Origin of the sequence: Bacillus sp. FSL L8-0099, assembly GCF_038006385.1 — a bacterium.
In the GTDB taxonomy this organism is placed as follows: domain Bacteria; phylum Bacillota; class Bacilli; order Bacillales; family Bacillaceae_G; genus Bacillus_A; species Bacillus_A toyonensis.
On the sequence record NZ_JBBOVC010000001.1, the window covers coordinates 3,317,615 to 3,337,989 of the forward strand.

Below are 20,375 nucleotides of genomic sequence, written 5' to 3' on the forward strand. Positions count from 1 at the left end.
CATATAGAAATAGACATACAAAAACGCCATCCTTTCCTATGATTCTACAGAAAGAATAGCGTATTTTTCAAAAATGAGTTCTTTTATTGAGAAACTTTGATTCTATATTATAGATAAAAGAGCAACTAGTGCTAAAACAGCTGGAAGTCCTTGTTTCACAATAATTGATTTATTAGATGTGAAACCTCCGAAAATAGCTGCTATCACCACACAAATCACGAAAAATAATTGGACCATATAACCAATTGGATTGAGCCCAAGTACAAGTCCCCAAATGAGACCAGCCGCTAAAAATCCATTATATAAGCCTTGGTTTGCAAACATAATGGCTACGTTTCGATCTCCTTCTAAATGCTTCCGTAATTTGAAAGCACGTTTCGCTACTTTTGAATCAATAAAAAACATTTCAAGGATCATGATAAACAAATGTTCTAATGCTACGATCCCGACTAAAATAGCTGCGATTATTTCCACACTATTCTGCCCCCTACACTCTCTATTCTTTAATATTCTCTACATTTTTTTGCATCTGTAATAGAACATGAATAAGTATTTTGCGTTCTTCTCCACTGATATTTACGAACATTTCCTTCATAAAATGTTCCTTTTCTTTCTTGTCAAAATATTAATTGATATATCAATTATTGATATATCAATTAATATACATCTCTCTTTTTATTTTTGCAAGTTCTTTTGCTCAATTGGTTTTATCTTGTTCCAGCAACTTTAAACCAATTCAAAACATCAGTTCGCATTTCTAGAAATCATAATTACTTTAAGTTCATTCTGACAATCATATTTAACTAAATATATAAAAGAATTGAGTTATATCTCCATCAATTTATAAAAATTAATTTTTTCTAAAAACAGATACTTTACGTTTTTTATAGTAATAAAAATCATTTTTTGTTTCAGAGGCAATCCATTTTGTTAGCTTGATGGGCATAGGATAGCACCATATGACGAACCAATTATCTTTCAAGAAGACGGCTAGAAATCTGGATTTGGTACAGGAGTTGCCTACTTCCCCAATCCAGATGGTACTAATTTAGAGCTAATTGCTCCAAAAGGGCCATTCAGACGTGAATAATTAAAATATATTAATACCGAAAAAGCCACCTAATATATGAAAGGTGGCTTTTTGTCGCTAAGTTGATAGATTGAATAAAAAAGGACAAACTCTCCAACTTGAGAAGTTTGTCCAAAAAGTTTTTCGTGTCCACTATTTTCACACTAAAACTAACAATCGTGAATTAGAATAATGACTTAATACTTGCTAAAACAGTAAGTACACCTACAATAATAACAAATACGTTACTCATTTTCCCTTTGTATTTAGCTAGTACTGGTACTTTATTGATTGCATACATCGGTAATAGACATAAGATAGCAGCAACTAATGGACCGCTTAGAGAATCAATAAGTCCAAGAATACTTGGATTTGTATAAGCAACAAACCAGCATGATAATACAACAAAAGTAAGGACGATTGTCTTAATTGTTTTTTCTTCTATATCTTTTCCACGTGATTTACCGAACTTAATAATCATGTCACGCATTACTTCAAATGCTCCGATATAATGGCCAAGGAAAGATTTTGTAATAGCCACAAAAGCAATGATTGGAGCTGCAATCGTGATTACAGGTGAATTAAGCTCATTAGCAAGATATGAAAGGATTGATAAGTTTTGCTCTTTTGCCATTTTTAAATCCTCTGGAGTCAAGCTTAATGTACTACTCCAAACGAAGAACATAACTACAGCGAATGTCATGATATAACAAACTTTTTGTATTTGCGCACATTTAGCATCAGTAGCTTCTATTCCATACGTAGCTCTCTGTTTCACAACAAATGATGAAATCATAGGTGAATGATTAAATGAGAATACGATGATTGGTAGAATCATTAATATCGTTCCAAAATAGCCTGTACCTGTTGAAGCAGTAGAAACAGCTGAAAAACTAAGCATTGACGTATTCCACTGTGGAATTAAAGATATTGCGATAAAAAGTAGAGAAGCTATGAAAGGATACACTAGCATACTCATTACCTTTACAGTAATATCTTGACCAAAATTCAGTATAGCGATAAGACCAAGAACTAATACAAGTGATAAAATAGCCCTTGGAGGTTCTGGCATGTGCAATTGATGCACGATAAAACTACTTGCAGTATTTGTAAGCGCAACCGAATACATTAGTACGATTGTATAAATTGAACCGAAATATACGATGTTAAAAATGATACTCGCTTTATTTCCGAAATACTCTCTAATTGTACCTGTGATCCCCTCATCAGCAGAATTAGAAGCGTATATCATTTTAGCAAGTGCCCTATGTGAGTAATACATAACTGGATATGCAAGCAATGTAATTAGTAGTAATGATAATAAACCACCTGAACCTGCATTAATCGGTAAAAAGAGCACCCCTGCTCCAATTGCAGTTCCAAATAGGCTCAATGCCCATGTAGTATCCTGCTTATGCCACTTTTTCGGATCTGCATATTGCTCATTTTTTAGTGCGGTATTTTCAGCTTGAACTTCTATTTTCTTTGCAGTATTCCCGTTCATATAATAACTCCCCCTTGTATCCTATTCTTACGTCTCTCTTTATAGCTAACGAATATCTTCCTTTTTTGGAAAATGAATTCCTTACAAGTTGCCCCACATTGCATGTCCTTCATCATAATGAATCCAAATTGAAACATTCGCTAGTTAGCGTCCTAATATAATTGTTAGCGTTAACAAAAAAGTTTACTCGTAGTATCCGCTCTTTATATAAAGAACCCTTAAGAGAACAATATAGAATAGACTTCATAAATACGTTGCAACATTTCTAATAACGGTGTATTACTTTAGTGGTTTCTCTTTTTTTACTTATAACAGTAATTTCAGCTAAACCGGCCTCTCTTCATTTATGAGGCATTTCTTTCTCAATTCTACACATCACTTTAATAACTTCGGCAGCATTTATGGTATTGATTACACAAGCCACTGAAGCACTTTACATACATTTCCGCCTCTAATCACACACCTTTCTTACTAGTAATCGCATTTTTTATATTTTCTCCAGAGATAATAAATTTTCTCTCGACGCCCTCATTATAACGTGTATATTTATAAAATTAATATTTTTATATTTTCAGATTTTTTACCAGGAAAAATTTTCAATATATAATGAATTTCAGCCATAATGCAGTAATTTTTTCCATTACTTTAAGATATACCAGTTACTTAATATATTCCACCTCATGCACTAAAACTATTGTAATAAATAATTAATGAATATATTTCCAAAATAGAAAAATAAATTTTCGGGATATATATTATTAATATCGAATTTATATACATTTATTGGAAAGTGATATCTCTTTTCCACCAAAGTTTTCTATAAGAATTGAACTCATTTTTCGGACAATACGTTTTTTAACTTGATGACAATAAGGAAACCCGCTAGCATTTTACAAAAACTACGCTAAGCCGAAAAATATAATAAGCCCCCCATATGGAAGGCTTATTTACAAAATAATCATTGTCTATTTTTATTGATTCTCTTCGTCTCTTTTATACTCCAAAATATCACCTGGTTGACAATTCAAAGTCTTACATATCGCTTCTAATGTTGAAAAACGAACCGCTTTTGCTTTCCCGTTTTTCAAAATAGAAAGATTTGCCATCGTAATCCCACCCCTCTCTGAAAGCTCCGTTACGCTCATTTTTCGTTTTGCTAACATCACATCAATATTAATAATGATTGCCATATCCTCCACCTCAGACCGTTAAATCATTTTCTGATTTTATATTAATAGCTTCTTGTAAAAGTCTTTGTAGAACAGCAGCAAAAACGGCAATTACCATAGAGGCGAAAATAATAACCAATCCAATTGGTATAAAACTTGGAGGGTCAACTCTTGCCGCCATAAGATAGTAGAGTGGCATACCTAGCAAGTACAAGGTACTAATCGTGATGGCACTGTATTTAATATTCTTTAAAGCCTTTACCGATAATTCCGAGAACGCTTCGTTCTTATCAATATAGCTTAAAAGTTTAAATGCTTGATACAGAGCAAGGTAAAAAGGTATCGCTGCCGCGTACATATCGATTAAAACGAGAGATTTCATATAAGCAATATTTGGATACAATTCTCCAGCAAACTCCCCAATCTTAGGCACCAAAAATATGCACAATACAAGGACTAGGATTCCTATAAAAATAATAGCTAGCTTTAAAAAGAGTGTCGTAACTTGTTTCATAAAAGCACCTCGCTTATTTAATAACAAAATGATTTTATCACACCATTTATTGTTTAACAATAAATATTAGTTGTTTTTTATTATATTATTATTGTTAATATAATATCCTTTTCATTTCAACAAAAATAAAAAGCATTTCTCATTACAAAGAAATGCTTTTACTTTAAAATATTAATTTTATAAATCATGTTATTGAATTTCTCCTGAACTCCCTAATTTAATGGGTTTTTTTCACACAAAACAATTGATTTTATCACAACTAAAGATTCCAAAAAAAATTATATTTAATATAATTTTTAAACTCCCCCATTCACTAGCTCGTTTATCGAATTTAATTTTGAAGAAAGCTTGATAAACCATTCTTCATCCCCTGTTAATAATGCAAGATCTATAAGATAAAGGATTTGTTCCTTGTTTATTGCTTTTGATTCAGGGAGTTTTTTTACGTGTTTACTTAAAAAGGACATTGTTCTACTTATTGTATCTCTGTTGTCACATTTAACAACATTAACCTTAACTACTTCCCCTACATGATCAAATGACTCAATATAACCAAGTATTAATTCACCCTCTACTGATATTCCTCGAACCCAATCTCCTACTTTTAAAACAGGATTATTTGACATCATACTTTTTCACCTTCCTACAAATGATTTTAGAATTAATTTATTAGGATTCGTTCCTCGTTTTTTAGAGACGACAAACAAGATAGACAAAACAACTCGAACTGTAATATTTTCCATTACATTTAGATATTAAGAACTCCACGGCCATATAGAAATTAAGCCGTTTATCGTTCTTGATTGATTAGATCGACTACTTCTTTCATCGTATAGTTCTTTAAATATTCACCTAGATGTTCTTCAGCACCTAAGAAAATAGTGAAAAGAACTTTTCGCATATTCGAACCTACAATACACTGGTCATTCGATTCTGGACATTTAGGTTGCAAAGCACCTTCTGAGGTTATTTGATAAATATGCCAGAGATTAACTTCACTTAAATCTCGAGCGAAAATAAAACCTCCACCAATTCCCTCTTTTGATTGTATAAACTTATGTTTTTTTAACAAACTTAGCACTTTGCGAATGCGTACTGGATGAACACCTGCACTTTCTGAAATAGCATTGCTTGTTGACATCCGGTCTGGCTGTAGTGCTAAATAAGTTAAACTGTGAATGGCCAAGGTAAAGTCACTGTTCATGGTCTTCCTCCTACGATATAAATTGCTAATCACTTTCCAACTTACTGTAACTATAAATATTACAGATAGGTTTGTCAAACGTTAAGATTTATAAATAATTTTTACTATGAAGAAATACATTCATTTATATTCTATACGAGCTCACCGATGTCTATTAGTTACATTTATCTTTTTGAACTACCTATTATCATTTATGTTTTTTAAGTCTAAAAATAATTTTAAAAATCCCATTGTTTCTTGACTTGTTCTTCTGCCAACTGTTTAATTTTTGTCCAGATTGTATCTTTGCTCACAATAACATTTGTTTGATAATTTCTATTTTTATAATTCACTGTAACGCATACTTCAATCATCTCTTGCTTCCTCCTTTCAAAAAAATTTCACTTATTTATATTTAATCCCTGAAAAGTTTTGGATTTAGCTAGAATCTCTAACCTATAACTTCATTTTTTAAATAATCAAACTTAAAAACCCCACTGTTTCTTAACTTGATCTTCTGCCAATTGTTTAATTTTTGTCCAGATCGTATCTTTGCTCACAATAACATTTGTTTGATAGTTTCTATTTTTATAATTCACTGTAACGCATACTTCAATCATCTCTTGCTTCCTCCTTCCAAAAATCCCCTTTAAGAAATATTACTTATTAATTAGCCAACTTTTGCAATTCTATGTTCAGAACTGTTCGAACGCTACGTGGTAAAAATTTACGAATTTCTTCCTCGTTAAAACCAATCTGCAATCTTTTTTCATCCAACATTATTGGGCGGCGCAACATTTGAGGATACTCAATTATTAATTTATAAAATTCATTAAGCGCTAGCGCCTCGATATTTATATTTAATTCCTGAAAAATTTTGGATCTAGTTGAAATAATTTCAGTAGCCCCTTCTTCAGTTAAACGAAGAATTGATTTAAGTTCATCGACTGTAAGAGAGTTTGATACGATATTTTTTTCGGTATAATCAATTTGATTCTCTTCAAGCCATGCTTTTGCTTTTCGGCATGAACCACAGCTTGCTGTCGTATATAAAATCACCATATTTTATTCACTCCTTTAATGTTCTTTATCAAACGTACAATTATTTTAAATATGGATTATTGAAATGTATTAAAAAAAATTACAGTTTAGAATCAAATTCACGTAATGTTATTTATTCGACAATGTTTAATTTATCTCAACTATCCGTTTCCTTTTAAAATGATGCTTTCATACAATTACTGTATCTACATTTTACAGACGATGACAACTTACTTCTTAAAACTATACTGTAATTTTAAACTTTACAGTTAGATTAATCAACTGTTAAGTCTTGGATTAAATCTATCAACGTAACAAATCGTTTTCTTTTGTGTGAATGTCCCCATAGTTATTATTCTCACCAATTTCAAATGCACTTCAAAGTATATTATACTCATTTCTTGCTTACATGTGCTATTATGGAATATATTTAGCACAATAAATAGTACGCACTTTAAAGTATTATAGGTACTAAAAAGTAACATATAAACTTTCTAGTCATGTTCTGTTTACTCCTCTCTTACATTGGTTATTATGAACGATATTTAGCACAATAAATAGTACGCACTTTAAAGTGTTATAGGCACTAAAAAGAAATAATTTTAGTATTCAAACGTATGTAGGCCCAAAACTGTCATCTAAATTCATCAAAGGAGTTTTTTTATGAAAACATATAATATTCCTGTAGAAGCGACTTTAGAAGTTATTGGTGGAAAGTGGAAAGTTGTTATCCTTTGTCATTTAAAAAAAGGAACAAAAAGAACGAGTGAATTAAAACGTTTAATGCCTGGTATTACACAAAAAATGTTAACACAGCAATTACGTGAACTGGAAGAAGACGATGTAATCCAAAGAAAAGTATATGATCAAGTACCACCGAAAGTAGAGTATTCTTTAACAGATTACGGTTCATCTTTAGGAGCCATACTCGATTCCCTCTGCGCTTGGGGAGAAGGTCATCTTGAAAAAAACGGGAACACATCCATGCTTATTACAGCTGATGAATAATAAAGTGAAACTTTAATCAGTGGGGGGTGTTCACCCCCCACTGATTATTAGCCTTCACCAATCGGGCTTTTATGGGCAGTGAGACTCCCACCTAACCTCTTTGCTTTCGCTGAATTTTGAGGTGGGAGTCTCACTGCCCTCAAATAGCGGGATACCTATTCCTCTATTTGTGTAAATTCTATCGAAGACATAAAAAAAGGTTGAAACACTACTTGCCTCAACCTTTTTTATGTCTCTTTATAACTTTTTGCGGTAATAACTGTTTCAAATTCAAAGGTTTCTGGTAGATGATCGGCATAAGAGTACTCGAATGTGCGTCCATCCGTTAAGTAGGCCACTTGTTCAACTCTCATTAGGAAATCTTGATTTGTTAAGTTCATAAACTGCTTTTCTCGATCATCTGGTCGAACTCCTTTAACCCTGACAACGGATGTCCCTACTTCAAGACCAAGTTTATTTTGAATGTGTGAGTATATCGATTCCTCTAAAACGGAAGCTTCAACACCTGGGATGACCGAAATCGGCATCCACGTATGCTCCATAATCGTCGGAATGCCGTGGATGATTCGAAGGCGGATGATTTTATAGACGAAATCACCGATTAAAACTCCCAATTTTTCAGCAACAATTTCATCGGCACCGACAATCGTAAACTCGATAATTTTACTTTCTACCTCACTGCCGTAAACAGCTTTCGTACCTGTTAAAGTTTGAATCATTCGTGCCTTTTCCTGTTGACGCCAATCTTGAACCACGGTTCCACTTCCACGCCTGCGGATGATGTAGCCATCTCTGACTAACAAATCCAGCGCTTTTTTAATAGTAAGTGCTGAAACGCTAAATTCTTCAGCAAGGACGGGGCTACTCGGGATTTTTTCGTTAATTTTATATTCGCTGTCTAAAATTTGCTGTTTAATTTTTTGGTAAATGCCGAGGTATTTTACTTGTGTTGATCCACTTGCCATTTCCATACCTCCTTTATACTGTATTCCCTCTTCTATTCATTCAAATGTAAAGCCTCAAGTTTGTAAACAGAAGGTGATGGAGCAGCAAATCCGTTTTCCAAGATTTCAATATTCGTTACTGCTTCTTCGTCTTTCACAAGTTTTGGTGCACCATTTACGATTGTTTCATACGCTGCATCATAGAAACGACCGTAATCACCAAGCGGCGTTTTAATTTGTTTTTCAATCCAATCACCGTTTGCGTTACGATATTTAGCAATTCCATAGTACATCGGCGAATCTTCACCAAATCCTGCACTCTCAGGCATAATACCCGCTTTCAGATCATTTTCCTGCTGATCTTCACCGTATTTAATAAATGAACCATTTGTTCCATGAACGATAAAGCGTGGATAATCTTTCGCTACAACATGGTTTGTTTTCAATTTAATTTTCAGCTGATTGCCGTAATGTAGACCAACATCGAAATAATTATCAACCGCACCTTCCACTTCATTATTACGAATATCGTATGTCACCGTATCCGGACGGCCGAATAGTGAAATCATACGGTCCATCGTATGAATACCTAAACTGTAAAATGAACCTTCTTCTTTTAGACCTTCGTGAGTGATTGAACCAGGACGGAAATAATCAATATGTGATTCGACCTCAACAATATCACCGAGGAATCCTTGTTCCACAACTTGCTTCACAGCTAAGAAATCACCATCAAAACGACGGTTTTGATAAGGCATAACTACTACACCTTTCTCTCGTCCTAAAGTTAATAATTCTTTCGCATGTTCAACTGTATCGCAAAATGGTTTTTCAACGATAACTGATTTCCCAGCAAGTATAACTTTTTTTGCCAATTCGTAGTGCGTATGTGCTGGCGTACAGATCGTCACTACTTGAATTTCTTTGTCATTCAACAATTGGTCCAAATCAGTAGTGAAATAAACACCTTTTACCTCATATGGAGCCGCTAATTCTTCATTAATTTGGCGTACAAAAATTGTTTTTAATTTTATATTTTTACGTGTGTTTACATAAGGTAAGTGATAACGGTTAGCTGATTTCCCAAATCCGATAAAGCCCATTGTTAATGTCATGTTCTTCAACTTCCTTGCTCATAAATTTTCGTTTCTATATTTATTATATATTTTTATGATAAAAAGTATATAGTTTTACTTTTGAAATTATATATTAAGTAAAAAGTCAGGATAAAAATCATTTCGATTTTCATCCTGACTTTTTACTATTTTTGTGTAATACCAAACATTAATTTTTTTAATTCGCACGTTCTCTATTTGTCTTTCTTTAAATGACAAAGAATAACTACTTTCCACGAATAATTTCTAAAGTTTCCTCCACAGGAATAGTGTGTGTCTTCATGTAAAAACCCCTTTAATAATTTTATAAAACAAATAAGCTAAAATATTTTAATATTACTTTTAAGTATCTATAGCACTTTAAAGTACGTACTTTTCATTATGTAAAATACATTTCCTAATAGCATTTGTAAGAGTTGCATAAGTAATTCAGTAGTAAATATTACCTATGTTATCTTTTAGGTATCCATCGTACTTTAAAGTACTTACTTTTTTAACTGTTTCAATACTTTTATCATGCATTTTGCCGGACGATGAAATGGCATGTTTTAATTTTCACATCCATTCACAATGATTAATTAATTTTTAAATACATTTTAGGAGGATATCTATAATGAGTAAATTACTAAAAGAAAAAATCGGTTTTGGTACAGCTCCACTAGGGAATATGTACCGTAATATCCCAGAAGAAGAAGCAATCGCTACAGTGGATGCTGCTTGGGAGAATGGCGTTCGTTACTTTGATACAGCTCCACTTTATGGATCTGGATTAGCGGAAATCCGTCTTGGTGAAGCACTATCAAAAAGAAATCGTGATGATTACTTTTTAAGCACGAAAGTGGGTCGAACTATTTCGGATGAGCTAGAAGATCCATCTGCACGTGATTTAGGTGAAAAAGGCGGACTTTTCGAATTTGGTCGCAAAAATAAAATGATCAATGATTATAGCGCAGATGCAACACTTCGTTCTATTGAGCAAAGTTTGAAACGTTTAAAAACAGATCGTCTAGACTTTGTTTTCATTCATGATTTAGCACAAGACTTTTATGGCGACGAGTGGATTTCACAATTTGAAACGGCTCGTACAGGGGCATTCCGTGCGCTAACACGTTTACGTGAAGAAGGAGTCATTAAAGGTTGGGGACTTGGAGTAAACAAAGTAGAATCAATTGAACTTATGCTTGATTTGGAAGAAGCGAAGCCAAATATCTCCTTGTTAGCTGGTCGTTATTCACTATTAGACCACGGGCGTGCCTTGCAACGAGTAATGCCTGCAGCTGTTAAGTATAATATGGATATTGTTGTTGGTGGCCCATACAGCTCAGGTATTCTTGCTGGAGGTGCTCACTTCGAATATCAAAAAGCATCACCAGAAATTATTGCAAAAGTTGAGAAAATCAAAGCTCTTGCAAATCGTCATGAAATCAGCATTAAAGCTGCTGCTTTACAGTTTTCATTGGCTAACTCAGCGGTTGCTGCCGTTGTTCCTGGTGCAAGTAAACCGGAACGAATTGCAGAAGACCAAAATGCATTAAACACAGTAATTCCAGCAGCATTCTGGGAAGAAATGCGCGAACAAAAACTAGTAGCACCTAATGCACCACTACCAATCAACGTGAAATAAAATGAAACTTTAATCAGTGGGAGCATCCCCCACTGATTATTTCCCCGCAAATAGCGAGTTAAAAAGGAGCATAATAAATATGGCACATACTACTACATCTATGACAATTTTCGGTTCCCTTGAACAAGTATGGCAATTAATCGGAGGTTTCAACTCCCTTCCAGACTGGTTACCTTATATACCTAGCAGTAAATTAACTGAAGGCGGTCGTGTACGTCACCTAGCTAATCCAGATGGTGATACGATTATAGAACGCTTAGAAGTATTCAATGAGAAAGAACGCTACTACACGTATTCAATCATGAATGCACCATTCCCAGTCACTAATTATCTATCTACAATCCAGGTGAAAGAAGGTACTGAAAGTAACACATCGTTAGTAGAGTGGTCTGGCACTTTCACCCCTGTAGAGGTTAGTGATGAAGAGGCAATAAATCTGTTTCATAGCATCTACAGCGATGGACTGAAAGCATTGCAGCAAGCATTTCTAGATTGACTACTAAAAACAATGAAAAGCAAAGCGATATCGCTTTGCTTTTTTATAAAATCCCTTTTAACTTTTCACCAATCAACTTCGCTACATACTCATACCCTTCTGGTCCAAAGTGTAGCCCATCTCTTTCATCATTTTCTACAAATGTTTTATAATTCCGTTCTTGAATCATTTCAGCATACAAATTTAGAAAATAGCTTCCTGTTCCTTTCGCCACTTCCTCTACCACGTCTGCATACTGACCGAGCACTTTATTTGTTCTATTATGCTGTCTTTCTTCATCAACTGGTGCAGGACTAATAAGCAGTACTTTACCTGACGAAATATGGTTCACAATCTTCTCTAAATTTTCTTTGTATGCTTGTAATGACCCTTGTGAAAAAGAAACTGCATCATTCGTGCCAAGAAAAACTGTTACGAAATCTGGTTTATGTGATAATACATCTTCTTCAATCCTATTTAACGCATCGGATGTATTATCACCTGGAACACCTGCATTCACCACTTCCCAATTTGAGAATATCCTTTGTAACCTTGGTGTTAATCTAGGTGTACCATCAAAAAATACATCATCAGCTGTAATACTATCACCGAAGCATACTAACGTTTTCATTAGACTTGCTCTCCTTTTACGTATGAAATAACTTTCCTTCTACCGCCTTAATATATCTTTCAGCAGAACGTTCCACTGCCTCATTTGCATTCTCTTTTACTACGCGATGAAAAGCGTTGTATAAACGATTAAACTGTAACGGCTTCACTCGATTCACCATTTCTTCCACTTTTCTCGCTGGTAATGGAATTAAGTTTGGATAGCTGTACATAAAACTTACCCATCGCTCATCCGCTACAACTTGAATAATATCACCTGTTAACAAAATTCCTTTTCCATCATTACCTTCTTCCCAATGTAAGACAGATCCACCTTTAAAATGACCTCCTAAACGATGAATGACCAATCCATCAGCTAATTGTAAAGACTCACCAGACCAATAAATAATACGACTACTCGGGCGCATCACCCACTCTTTATCATCTTCGTGTATATAAATTGGTACATCAAATGTCTCTGCCCATTCTACTTGCGTTGAATAATAATGCGGATGAGACAATGCAATTGCATCTAATCCGCCAAGCTCTTTTATTTTCGCAATTGTCATTTCATCTAAATAAGTAATGCAGTCCCATAGTAATCGATATGATTCTATTTTCACTACAAATGCTGTTTGACCGATCGCAAACCCTGGTTTGGTCGTAATACTATAAAGCCCGTTTTCTTCTTCGATTATTTCATTTTTATATGTATCACTTATTTGCAAGTTTTCTAAAGTCGTCCAAGACTGCCCTTTCGGATTCACATATTGCCTTTCTTCATCACAAATATGACAACTCACCGGTTCCTCTACACTCGCTGCATACTGCACACCACACGTTGTACAAACGAAATTTTTCATCATAATTCCCCCTATCCCTATATTTTTATTAAGCTGATTTTTGTTGATACTGATCTGCTTTTTTATTTTCAATTAATAAACTTATATAAGTAAGTAAATAAACAGCTGTAACCGACAATGGAATCACCGTAAATCCTTTTTCTGCAAACAGAATCCCGCAAACTGACGTCACGAATACAGTCCCTACTGACAATAGACCATAACTTTTGCTTTCATAAATCCATACGTACGGGATAAAATGAACACCTATTAACATTGCTACTACAAAAGGTAACCATTCTGGAAATTGAAAATAGGCAAGTAATACAAGCGGAATATTCAATACATTTATCCCACCAATTAATCCTGCCAAAATCCCTAACGGATTTCCTTTCGCAAACATATCAATTTTCAATATAGCAGCTATCATTAAGCCGAAAGGAAACACACATCCCATACCGATTAAATATACCCACACCACTTGTTTTTCAGAAAGAACAAAGCCCGTTATACTCATAACCATCCAAAATAAAACACCAGCTAATATAATCGGTAATCCTCTCTTCGTTTTGATTGCTAAATCCTTTTTCGCTTCTGCAATATTCATCTCACCATCTCCCCAAAAATATTTGTGCTATAAAGTAGTCTCAACCTCGCCCATCCAATAACGCCAAGCTGCTAAATAATCTTCTAAATCTTTCGGGTGGTGTCTTAAACACGTATCTATCCGCAAATATAAACCTATGACCATTTCTTCATATAAATTACGGTCTTCTCTATGAAATACACTTTGTTTCATCACATAATCAATTGCTTCTTTCGTTAAATCTTCCGGAGTTGAACAAAACGCGTAAATTAAATCGTATATAGGATCTCCTAATACTGGTAAAGGATCAATTACTCCATGTAACCTATTCTCTTGAACTATAAAATTATGGAATCCGAAATCGCCCTGTAATAAAAATGGCTCATCTATTCCAGCCCCTCTATTCGGACTATTTGCTAACTTAAAAACAAGTCTACATTCTTCATCACTTATGTACGACTTTACATTTTCGTGAGCTTCCATCACAGTTACTGTTAAAAATTCATTCCAAGATTGAACCGTACTGTCCTTCCATCCCCAGCCACTCACCTTTGGAACTTTTTCATACTTATTGATAACATCCTTTACAAGTTTGCACAGTATACTTCGTTTATGGCCAGATTTGCACGAAGTAGTCCCCTCAAGAAATGAATAAACAATATATCGACTTAACGGATCCTTATATAAAAGCTTTGGAAACGCATCATTCTTTTTATAAAACTGAAGAAAATAAGCTTCTTCACGTATTACATCCGATTCATTCAGTTTTACAACGTATTGTTCATCCAACAAATATATCGTACTTGTCGTTCCCCCGTTCAAACCTTTCATGTTTTTTGGATAATGTAAAATAACCTTCTCTTTAACTAGTTGTGCAGCGATTATTGAAATGTCCATTCCCTCACCCTTACACTCTGAATATTCCCTTAATTCAAAAGGAAACTTTACTATTATTTGACAGACATAAGGGGATTCCTCCCAACCATCTTAATATAACAAATGACACTTTCATTACTTCATCATATAATTCATTCCATTTATGATATTGCGATGCGATTTCTTTATTCCAAATGATCTTCATTTAATCTAGTAATTTCTATTGCACGATCTCTCTCTTGTAATTTACGAGCCAAACTTTCTACACCAAACACTTCTGTAAATGTGTGGCTACCTACTATTAAGTTGATACCTTTAAATTTTGCATGTTGCACTGTATATAATGTTTTTTCTCCTGTTATATACGTATCACAACCTTTTTCTAATGCTCGCTCAATCAAATTTGTATTGTTACCTGCACCGGTTAAAATCGCAATCCGTTTTATTGGTTTATCGTGATTCCTCCAGCTCTTCACTTTCTCTTCCATTCTTTCTTCAAGTTTTTCAACCAAGTTTGAAAATGCAATCGCTTCTTCAAATTCTCCTATTCCAGGTAATTCCTCTTCCTCATACGTAGAGTATTCTAGAATTGTATCTATCCCCATTTCCTTAAATAATGACGTACACGTACCAAATTCAACAAAATCTAACGGCAAATGAATCCAAAAATGATTCATTTCATATTGTTTTAATTTCTCAATACAAGCCTCTTCCATGCCAAACAAAAAACTCCAAGGAGCATGATGTGTAACTATCATATCGACTCCATTTTTATACGCTTCCTCAATCGTCTCTAGTGTCAAATTTGTTGTGTAACCGATTTTATGAAACTCCTCTTTACTTATATGAGTATAACCATATTCATCATCGCCGTATTTATGAAGATGCTCTCCAAATAGCGATTTTATATGTTCGTTAAACTGCGTTATATTCATTTTCATTTCTCCTTTCATTTACTTTTATATTTCATAAATAAGGAAATACTAAATAACAACGTTACATACATATAGGAGGACAATATGAAACCTGAATTTTTAAAAGCTGTACATGATGCGATTGGAAATGTCGAACACATTCATATAGAAGAAAGTGGCGCAGACAGTTTACTTATTCACCACGATGATGCGCAGCAATTAAAACAAGTTGCTGAGACTTTAGAAAATAATAATTTTCGCTCCGCTTTAAGAACAACGGGAAATGCTTCATATATTGAAGTGTTGAATAGATAAGGAGAAGTCCCGGTTATATGCCGGGCTTTTTCTAACCCTCATTAAAAATTTTATAATAAAGCTCTATCTCCGTTTTCAACAAACAATTATTTCTCCAAAATATCCTCTGCATCTTTTCATTCGAGGTATGTGTGCTCCCAATATAATAAGTAGCACCCATTTCCTTTAACATATGTAGAGATTGAAGATGTAGTTGGGAAGCAATTCCTTTCCCGCGACAATAAGGCATTACCCCAAAATAAAATAACCGTCCTTCACTTTCTGTTCCAGATTCTATATGCGGTATGGACATACCAATTGGCTCATTTTTATCATAAAAAACAATACATGACTTTTCCCAGCCCTTACCTAACTCTGTTTGCACTGAATAAAAATGCTCATCGATAGTTAAAATTGAAGTTTGATTTCCTGAATTCAACATACATTGCTTCCAAATGTATTTAAATTCTTTTTCTGATAATGTTTCTTCTATTGAACAATATGTATATTGTTTTTCAAGCGCCTCTACATTGTTTAACCCTCTACACACTTCTATTTTTGCTGCGTGCAAAGAAAAACCTGCATCAAGTAACACTCTCGCACTTGAGTTATAACCATTAAACCTTTTGTTTAATACAATACTCGCTCTTTTTAACTCCCAGTTAAAACAAACCTCTTCAAATCTACATATCTTCTCTGTATAAGTTTGTACATCATAAAGAACATCCTCTTCTATTTCTTCAATTGTCACTGCATTTGGTAAGCCATTTAATAATTTTTTAGAGGGACCAAATAGATTCTGAATGATTGTAAGATCGTATATCACCACTTTAATTCACCCACACCTGGCTCAATAAACTTCCCTGAAACATCCTCATTTGAACCTATTACCCAATCATATATATTTTTTGCCCCTTCAGCCGAAGTCATATTCGCATCAAAAGCACCAATGTCAGTCTTTAATTTTCCAGGGTGAATGGCAGTTACACGAATTCCTTTATCCTCAAACTCTTGTTGTAAGCAGAGTGTTAACATATTTTGTGCAGCTTTAGCAATTCGATAAGAATACGAAAACTGTCCTTGTGGAAACTCTTTGTTCGCCATTTTATGCAATGAACCTAATCGAGAGGACACATTTATGATTCTCGGATAATCCGATTTAGCTAAAGCCACATATGTACCTTTTACAGCTCGAATTACACCTAAACAATGAATATTAAATACGTCCGTTAATTCTTCTGAATTCGTATGTAAAACCTCAGTCTCCTTTCCAGTAATTCCAGCGTTATTTATAACTAGATCAATATACTCTGTATATTCCTCAAGCTGTTTCTTAATTTGCTCCGTACTCTCATCAGCCGATAAGTCTGCCAATATAGGAAAACATCTACAACTAAACATTTGCTTCAATTGCGTTACCGCAACCTTAGTTCTAACTAACGGATAAACAATATGCCCATTTTCATGAAATACTTTTACTAACTGTAACCCTAACCCGCGATTTCCACCTGTAATTAGAACCCTCATATATCCATCTCCTTATTTTTAAAACAAATAAGAAAATCCCCCCACTTATCCTTCTCCAAAGAAAACGCCTCTCTCTTGCATTCAAAAGAAAAACCTGCTCTTTCCGCAAGACGAACAGATGGCTCATTATCAACACGTATATGTAACTCGATTCTATGAAAATGAAGACGATTAAAAAATAACGAGATCGCAGCTTTCACACTTTCCATGCCATATCCATTTTTCCAATATTGATTATGTATGGAATATCCCATCATCGCCCACTGATAGTCCATACGTGAAATTTTTATAAGCTCTAGCTTACCAATATTAGCTCCGTCTTCTTTACGAAAAATACCTAATACATACATCTCATCTCGATGTGCTGCTTCATCAAAGCCTCTTATCCATTCCGTGAACCATTCTTTTGTTGATGATGCCATAACTTGATAACCATCGTCATATTTATACTGCGATGGTAACCTCTTATTAAATCCATCTAACCAACTTTCATAATCATCATTTTGAAACGGACGGATCAGGAGTCTCTCTGTCTCTACCTGTAATAGCGGCATCTTCATTTACATCTCTTCCCTTGATTAATATTTGAATATTCTTTATTATCTTACACAAAATACAAAATCTAGTAAATTATTATGTTTTTGATAAACAAGGCTCTGTTAAACTAGAATGTTGATTTTTGAGAAATACAAAAAGGAAACCCGGTTCTGAAAGGTTTCCTTTTGTCATCACACTACCATACTTATCTGTGATTTAAAACGTTGTATTCTGTCTTTAATATTCCATAAACATCAACATCTTCATATGTATTTAATAAAAGTCTATTTTGTCTCAATGTGCCTTCTTTACGTAAACCCGACTTCTCTAACACTTTAATCGACGATCTATTTCTGGAAATGGCAGATGCCCAAATTTTGTTTAGACCTAATTCGATAAAGCCAAATTGAATCATTCTGTTTACAGCCTCGGTTGCAAAACCTTTACCCCAATAATTCTTACCAATCCAATAACCAAGCTCACCTCTATTGTTACCCTTGTCAATTCTTAGTGTAATTGTACCTACAATTTCTCTTGATTCTTTAGAAACGATTCCTAAGGGATATTCGATTCCTTGCTTTATAAGTTCTGGTTGCATATCAACCCAATTTTGCGCGAACTCCAATTTATATGGGTGTGGAAGCCCAAGAATATTGGCTAATTCCTTGTCATTAGCCAATTCTTTAATTCTAAATACATCATCATTGGTAAAAGGTTCTATACATAAATGCTCAGATTCTAATTTTATAGCCATATTTTCTCCCCCTTGTACTGAAATTAGTTAGCTCCCTTTATTTTCAATATTACACCAAAAAACACAAAAAAATTTTAAATATTTATAATATCTACTAACAGAACCATAAACAAAAAATCCAGTTATGCGTTGTACATAACTGGATTCCTCATCATCTAATAGTTTTTTATTTTACAAGTACATTTTCTCTTAATTCTCTCTTCAACACTTTCCCTAAAGCGTTTTTCGGTAACTCTTCTACGAATACAACTTCTGGTATTTTATAACTTGCTAATTTCTCCTTACAATACTGAATAATATTTTCTTCTGTTAATGCTGTTTCGCTATCCTTTACAAGATAAGCTCTTGGAATCTCCCCCCAAAAGTCATCCAGAACTCCAACTACTGCAACTTCTAAAACACCATTGATTTCATGAATAACATCTTCTACTTGATCTGGATATACGTTGTCACCACCGCGTACGATAACATCTTTATATCTTCCCATAATATGTAGGAATCCATCATCATCTATCATGCCAGCATCACCCATGTTAAACCAATTATCTTTTACTACCTTTTTCGTCGCCATTTCATTATTCCAATATCCTTTAAACATGTACGGGCTTCTTACGTGAATCTCTCCAACTTCATTTGTTGTTAGTTCATGTCCTGTTTCTGGGTGAACAATTTTTAACTCTACATGTTTTAGTGTTTTCCCTACAGAAGACATCTTTTCATTTCCCATCATTGGATGCCATGAAGTTACAACCCAACCTTCTGTACTACCATAGCCTTGCACCATATAGATTCCTATTTCCAAATATTTTTGAATGAGCGTTTCTGGCACTTTTGTTCCACCGCTTTGTGCTACTTTAAAGGTTGAAATATTACGTTCTTTTTTATTTAGTTCATCAAGCATGTAGCTATAAACAGCCGGGAATGCAAGCATCGTAGTAATTTTCTCTTCTTCAATCTTATCCCAAATAAGAGTAGGATTCGAATCAGCTAAGAAAATCATCGTAACACCATGATAAATGCAATTTAAAATAGAAAGCACGCCACTCATATGAAACAATGGATGCACGGATAAAAAGCGTTCACCTGCTGGAATTTCTCTTTGCCCCGCAATCTCAGTAAAATAGTGATGTAAGTTTTTATGACCAATTACACATGCTTTTGCCTGTCCAGTCGTTCCTGAAGTAAATAAGTAAATTGCATCATCATCTTCATGAACGTCTACGGTCGGCTCTGTAATTGGCTGTTCTTGTAATTTTAATTCAAATGAACCAAAGCCTTCTTTTGTCGTTTCAATTACATAAGGAATTTCTTTAACAGCATCAACCTTTAATAAAACTTCACTAAACTCTTCATCAATAACTAGCACTTTTAATTTTGCTTCTTTTACAATTATTTCCAGCTCATAAACAGTAAGCTGATGATTTAGCGGGATAAATATCGCTCCAATTTTTAAGCTTGCCATCATAACGCTTGGAAACGGGTGATTATTTTTGCATAAGATTCCTATACGATCCCCTCTTTGCACACCGTTATGTAACAAATAATGCGCAAACTGATTTACTCGTTCATTATACTGCTGAAATGAATATCTTTTCTCTCCGCCTACAAGCGCTTCCAAATTTGGTGATTGCATTGCTCTCTTTTGTAATAATTGTCGCATCGTTCTCAAGTAAAACTCCCCTTTATATATGTTAGGGTTTTTATTTTATCAGATTAACTATTAATTTACTAAAGATTACACTTAGTGAATTTAAAACGAATAAAGTGAAACTTTAATCAGCCCTCACCAA

At 34.1% G+C, this 20,375-nt stretch carries 25 protein-coding genes and 1 pseudogene; 5 read left to right on the forward strand and 21 right to left on the reverse strand.

Translation table 11 applies throughout. The features are described 5' to 3' along the window. Positions 1-102: 102 nt before the first annotated feature. Positions 103-474 carry a DUF1304 domain-containing protein gene (locus tag MHH42_RS16735; RefSeq protein ID WP_000402475.1) on the reverse strand — a complete coding sequence of 124 codons (372 nt, stop codon included), beginning with the start codon at positions 472-474 and terminating at the stop codon, positions 103-105. 487 nt (positions 475-961) lie between these two features. Here MHH42_RS16735 and MHH42_RS16740 point away from each other — a divergent pair. Then, positions 962-1,090 (forward strand): annotated as a pseudogene (locus MHH42_RS16740) (VOC family protein); the annotation flags it as partial. A 163-nt stretch (positions 1,091-1,253) separates the two neighbouring features. Here the strand turns inward: MHH42_RS16740 and MHH42_RS16745 are convergent. The 8 genes from MHH42_RS16745 to spxA form a co-directional block, all read right to left on the reverse strand. Beyond that, positions 1,254-2,573: an aromatic amino acid transport family protein gene (locus tag MHH42_RS16745; RefSeq protein ID WP_001014167.1), complete on the reverse strand. Its 1,320-nt coding sequence runs from the start codon at positions 2,571-2,573 to the stop codon at positions 1,254-1,256. Positions 2,574-3,544: 971 nt separating this feature from the next. Then, positions 3,545-3,763: a helix-turn-helix domain-containing protein gene (locus MHH42_RS16750; RefSeq protein WP_340893631.1), complete on the reverse strand. Its 219-nt coding sequence runs from the start codon at positions 3,761-3,763 to the stop codon at positions 3,545-3,547. 10 nt (positions 3,764-3,773) lie between these two features. Next, a complete protein-coding gene (locus MHH42_RS16755) occupies positions 3,774-4,256 on the reverse strand; it encodes a DUF2975 domain-containing protein (RefSeq protein WP_340893632.1) in 483 nt (160 codons plus the stop codon). Positions 4,257-4,552: 296 nt separating this feature from the next. Then, complete coding sequence (locus tag MHH42_RS16760; RefSeq protein ID WP_000987479.1) at positions 4,553-4,885, reverse strand: IDEAL domain-containing protein; 333 nt, start codon at positions 4,883-4,885, stop codon at positions 4,553-4,555. 161 nt (positions 4,886-5,046) lie between these two features. Then, positions 5,047-5,460: an Rrf2-family transcriptional regulator SaiR gene (gene saiR, locus MHH42_RS16765; protein ID WP_001083461.1), complete on the reverse strand. Its 414-nt coding sequence runs from the start codon at positions 5,458-5,460 to the stop codon at positions 5,047-5,049. Positions 5,461-5,678: 218 nt separating this feature from the next. Continuing rightward, on the reverse strand, positions 5,679-5,813 hold the full coding sequence (locus MHH42_RS16770) for a BA3454 family stress response protein (RefSeq protein WP_000573526.1): 135 nt from the start codon (positions 5,811-5,813) through the stop codon (positions 5,679-5,681). Between the two features lie 111 nt (positions 5,814-5,924). Continuing rightward, entirely contained in the window at positions 5,925-6,059 is a 135-nt protein-coding gene (locus MHH42_RS16775) for a BA3454 family stress response protein (protein WP_000573525.1), read from the reverse strand. A gap of 46 nt (positions 6,060-6,105) precedes the next feature. Continuing rightward, positions 6,106-6,501 (reverse strand): transcriptional regulator SpxA, encoded by a 396-nt coding sequence (gene spxA, locus MHH42_RS16780; RefSeq protein WP_098623920.1) that lies wholly within the window; start codon positions 6,499-6,501, stop codon positions 6,106-6,108. A 642-nt stretch (positions 6,502-7,143) separates the two neighbouring features. Here spxA and MHH42_RS16785 point away from each other — a divergent pair. Then, on the forward strand, positions 7,144-7,488 hold the full coding sequence (locus tag MHH42_RS16785) for a winged helix-turn-helix transcriptional regulator (RefSeq protein WP_000860824.1): 345 nt from the start codon (positions 7,144-7,146) through the stop codon (positions 7,486-7,488). A gap of 227 nt (positions 7,489-7,715) precedes the next feature. On the opposite strand, the gene MHH42_RS16790 is transcribed toward MHH42_RS16785, so the two are convergent. Together MHH42_RS16790 and MHH42_RS16795 are read right to left on the reverse strand one after the other, a co-directional pair. Continuing rightward, positions 7,716-8,453: a GntR family transcriptional regulator gene (locus MHH42_RS16790; protein WP_000146294.1), complete on the reverse strand. Its 738-nt coding sequence runs from the start codon at positions 8,451-8,453 to the stop codon at positions 7,716-7,718. 32 nt (positions 8,454-8,485) lie between these two features. Beyond that, positions 8,486-9,547 carry an oxidoreductase gene (locus MHH42_RS16795; RefSeq protein WP_340893634.1) on the reverse strand — a complete coding sequence of 354 codons (1,062 nt, stop codon included), beginning with the start codon at positions 9,545-9,547 and terminating at the stop codon, positions 8,486-8,488. A gap of 613 nt (positions 9,548-10,160) precedes the next feature. Here MHH42_RS16795 and MHH42_RS16800 point away from each other — a divergent pair. After that, positions 10,161-11,171 carry an aldo/keto reductase gene (locus MHH42_RS16800; RefSeq protein WP_098638079.1) on the forward strand — a complete coding sequence of 337 codons (1,011 nt, stop codon included), beginning with the start codon at positions 10,161-10,163 and terminating at the stop codon, positions 11,169-11,171. Positions 11,172-11,250: 79 nt separating this feature from the next. Next, a complete protein-coding gene (locus MHH42_RS16805; RefSeq protein ID WP_000951541.1) occupies positions 11,251-11,667 on the forward strand; it encodes an SRPBCC family protein in 417 nt (138 codons plus the stop codon). A 43-nt stretch (positions 11,668-11,710) separates the two neighbouring features. Here MHH42_RS16805 and MHH42_RS16810 read toward each other — a convergent pair whose 3' ends face one another. The 5 genes from MHH42_RS16810 to MHH42_RS16830 form a co-directional block, all read right to left on the reverse strand. Further along, the gene (locus tag MHH42_RS16810; protein WP_097953876.1) at positions 11,711-12,277 is read right to left on the reverse strand and encodes an SGNH/GDSL hydrolase family protein; all 567 of its coding nucleotides are present in this window, start codon (positions 12,275-12,277) and stop codon (positions 11,711-11,713) included. A 16-nt stretch (positions 12,278-12,293) separates the two neighbouring features. Next, positions 12,294-13,121 (reverse strand): MBL fold metallo-hydrolase, encoded by an 828-nt coding sequence (locus MHH42_RS16815; RefSeq protein ID WP_002059746.1) that lies wholly within the window; start codon positions 13,119-13,121, stop codon positions 12,294-12,296. A 25-nt stretch (positions 13,122-13,146) separates the two neighbouring features. Next, positions 13,147-13,704 (reverse strand): DUF7010 family protein, encoded by a 558-nt coding sequence (locus tag MHH42_RS16820; RefSeq protein ID WP_001017279.1) that lies wholly within the window; start codon positions 13,702-13,704, stop codon positions 13,147-13,149. A 27-nt stretch (positions 13,705-13,731) separates the two neighbouring features. Beyond that, entirely contained in the window at positions 13,732-14,580 is an 849-nt protein-coding gene (locus MHH42_RS16825; protein WP_070173543.1) for an aminoglycoside phosphotransferase, read from the reverse strand. A 164-nt stretch (positions 14,581-14,744) separates the two neighbouring features. Further along, positions 14,745-15,494, reverse strand: coding sequence for a Nif3-like dinuclear metal center hexameric protein (locus tag MHH42_RS16830; protein ID WP_070173544.1), 750 nt, complete (start codon positions 15,492-15,494; stop codon positions 14,745-14,747). Between the two features lie 84 nt (positions 15,495-15,578). Here MHH42_RS16830 and MHH42_RS16835 point away from each other — a divergent pair, with 84 nt between their 5' ends. Beyond that, positions 15,579-15,788: a hypothetical protein gene (locus tag MHH42_RS16835; protein ID WP_000801649.1), complete on the forward strand. Its 210-nt coding sequence runs from the start codon at positions 15,579-15,581 to the stop codon at positions 15,786-15,788. 31 nt (positions 15,789-15,819) lie between these two features. On the opposite strand, the gene MHH42_RS16840 is transcribed toward MHH42_RS16835, so the two are convergent. From MHH42_RS16840 to MHH42_RS16860, 5 genes are all read right to left on the reverse strand, one after another. After that, complete coding sequence (locus MHH42_RS16840; RefSeq protein WP_070173545.1) at positions 15,820-16,596, reverse strand: GNAT family N-acetyltransferase; 777 nt, start codon at positions 16,594-16,596, stop codon at positions 15,820-15,822. Next, on the reverse strand, positions 16,590-17,294 hold the full coding sequence (locus MHH42_RS16845) for an SDR family NAD(P)-dependent oxidoreductase (RefSeq protein WP_070173546.1): 705 nt from the start codon (positions 17,292-17,294) through the stop codon (positions 16,590-16,592). The genes MHH42_RS16840 and MHH42_RS16845 overlap by 7 nt, the downstream gene beginning before the upstream one ends. Beyond that, positions 17,291-17,854 (reverse strand): GNAT family N-acetyltransferase, encoded by a 564-nt coding sequence (locus MHH42_RS16850; RefSeq protein ID WP_070173547.1) that lies wholly within the window; start codon positions 17,852-17,854, stop codon positions 17,291-17,293. The genes MHH42_RS16845 and MHH42_RS16850 overlap by 4 nt, the downstream gene beginning before the upstream one ends. A 182-nt stretch (positions 17,855-18,036) precedes the next feature. Continuing rightward, entirely contained in the window at positions 18,037-18,585 is a 549-nt protein-coding gene (locus tag MHH42_RS16855) for a GNAT family N-acetyltransferase (protein WP_070173548.1), read from the reverse strand. A 166-nt stretch (positions 18,586-18,751) separates the two neighbouring features. Further along, on the reverse strand, positions 18,752-20,254 hold the full coding sequence (locus MHH42_RS16860) for a class I adenylate-forming enzyme family protein (protein ID WP_340893638.1): 1,503 nt from the start codon (positions 20,252-20,254) through the stop codon (positions 18,752-18,754). Positions 20,255-20,375: the final 121 nt, after the last annotated feature.

Excerpts from the sequence above, each read along its gene's own strand:
- MHH42_RS16750 (WP_340893631.1), bottom strand. The coding sequence starts at position 3,763 with ATGGCAATCATTATTAATATTGATGTGATGTTAGCAAAACGAAAAATG.
- MHH42_RS16760 (WP_000987479.1), bottom strand. The coding sequence starts at position 4,885 with ATGATGTCAAATAATCCTGTTTTAAAAGTAGGAGATTGGGTTCGAGGA.
- MHH42_RS16855 (WP_070173548.1), bottom strand. The coding sequence starts at position 18,585 with ATGGCTATAAAATTAGAATCTGAGCATTTATGTATAGAACCTTTTACC.
- MHH42_RS16785 (WP_000860824.1), top strand. The coding sequence starts at position 7,144 with ATGAAAACATATAATATTCCTGTAGAAGCGACTTTAGAAGTTATTGGT.
- MHH42_RS16770 (WP_000573526.1), bottom strand. The coding sequence starts at position 5,813 with ATGATTGAAGTATGCGTTACAGTGAATTATAAAAATAGAAATTATCAA.
- MHH42_RS16835 (WP_000801649.1), top strand. The coding sequence starts at position 15,579 with ATGAAACCTGAATTTTTAAAAGCTGTACATGATGCGATTGGAAATGTC.
- MHH42_RS16810 (WP_097953876.1), bottom strand. The coding sequence starts at position 12,277 with ATGAAAACGTTAGTATGCTTCGGTGATAGTATTACAGCTGATGATGTA.
- MHH42_RS16830 (WP_070173544.1), bottom strand. The coding sequence starts at position 15,494 with ATGAATATAACGCAGTTTAACGAACATATAAAATCGCTATTTGGAGAG.
- MHH42_RS16805 (WP_000951541.1), top strand. The coding sequence starts at position 11,251 with ATGGCACATACTACTACATCTATGACAATTTTCGGTTCCCTTGAACAA.
- MHH42_RS16755 (WP_340893632.1), bottom strand. The coding sequence starts at position 4,256 with ATGAAACAAGTTACGACACTCTTTTTAAAGCTAGCTATTATTTTTATA.
- MHH42_RS16850 (WP_070173547.1), bottom strand. The coding sequence starts at position 17,854 with ATGAAGATGCCGCTATTACAGGTAGAGACAGAGAGACTCCTGATCCGT.
- MHH42_RS16790 (WP_000146294.1), bottom strand. The coding sequence starts at position 8,453 with ATGGCAAGTGGATCAACACAAGTAAAATACCTCGGCATTTACCAAAAA.
- MHH42_RS16775 (WP_000573525.1), bottom strand. The coding sequence starts at position 6,059 with ATGATTGAAGTATGCGTTACAGTGAATTATAAAAATAGAAACTATCAA.
- MHH42_RS16795 (WP_340893634.1), bottom strand. The coding sequence starts at position 9,547 with ATGACATTAACAATGGGCTTTATCGGATTTGGGAAATCAGCTAACCGT.
- MHH42_RS16845 (WP_070173546.1), bottom strand. The coding sequence starts at position 17,294 with ATGAGGGTTCTAATTACAGGTGGAAATCGCGGGTTAGGGTTACAGTTA.
- MHH42_RS16825 (WP_070173543.1), bottom strand. The coding sequence starts at position 14,580 with ATGGACATTTCAATAATCGCTGCACAACTAGTTAAAGAGAAGGTTATT.
- MHH42_RS16815 (WP_002059746.1), bottom strand. The coding sequence starts at position 13,121 with ATGATGAAAAATTTCGTTTGTACAACGTGTGGTGTGCAGTATGCAGCG.
- spxA (WP_098623920.1), bottom strand. The coding sequence starts at position 6,501 with ATGGTGATTTTATATACGACAGCAAGCTGTGGTTCATGCCGAAAAGCA.
- MHH42_RS16745 (WP_001014167.1), bottom strand. The coding sequence starts at position 2,573 with ATGAACGGGAATACTGCAAAGAAAATAGAAGTTCAAGCTGAAAATACC.
- MHH42_RS16820 (WP_001017279.1), bottom strand. The coding sequence starts at position 13,704 with ATGAATATTGCAGAAGCGAAAAAGGATTTAGCAATCAAAACGAAGAGA.
- saiR (WP_001083461.1), bottom strand. The coding sequence starts at position 5,460 with ATGAACAGTGACTTTACCTTGGCCATTCACAGTTTAACTTATTTAGCA.
- MHH42_RS16800 (WP_098638079.1), top strand. The coding sequence starts at position 10,161 with ATGAGTAAATTACTAAAAGAAAAAATCGGTTTTGGTACAGCTCCACTA.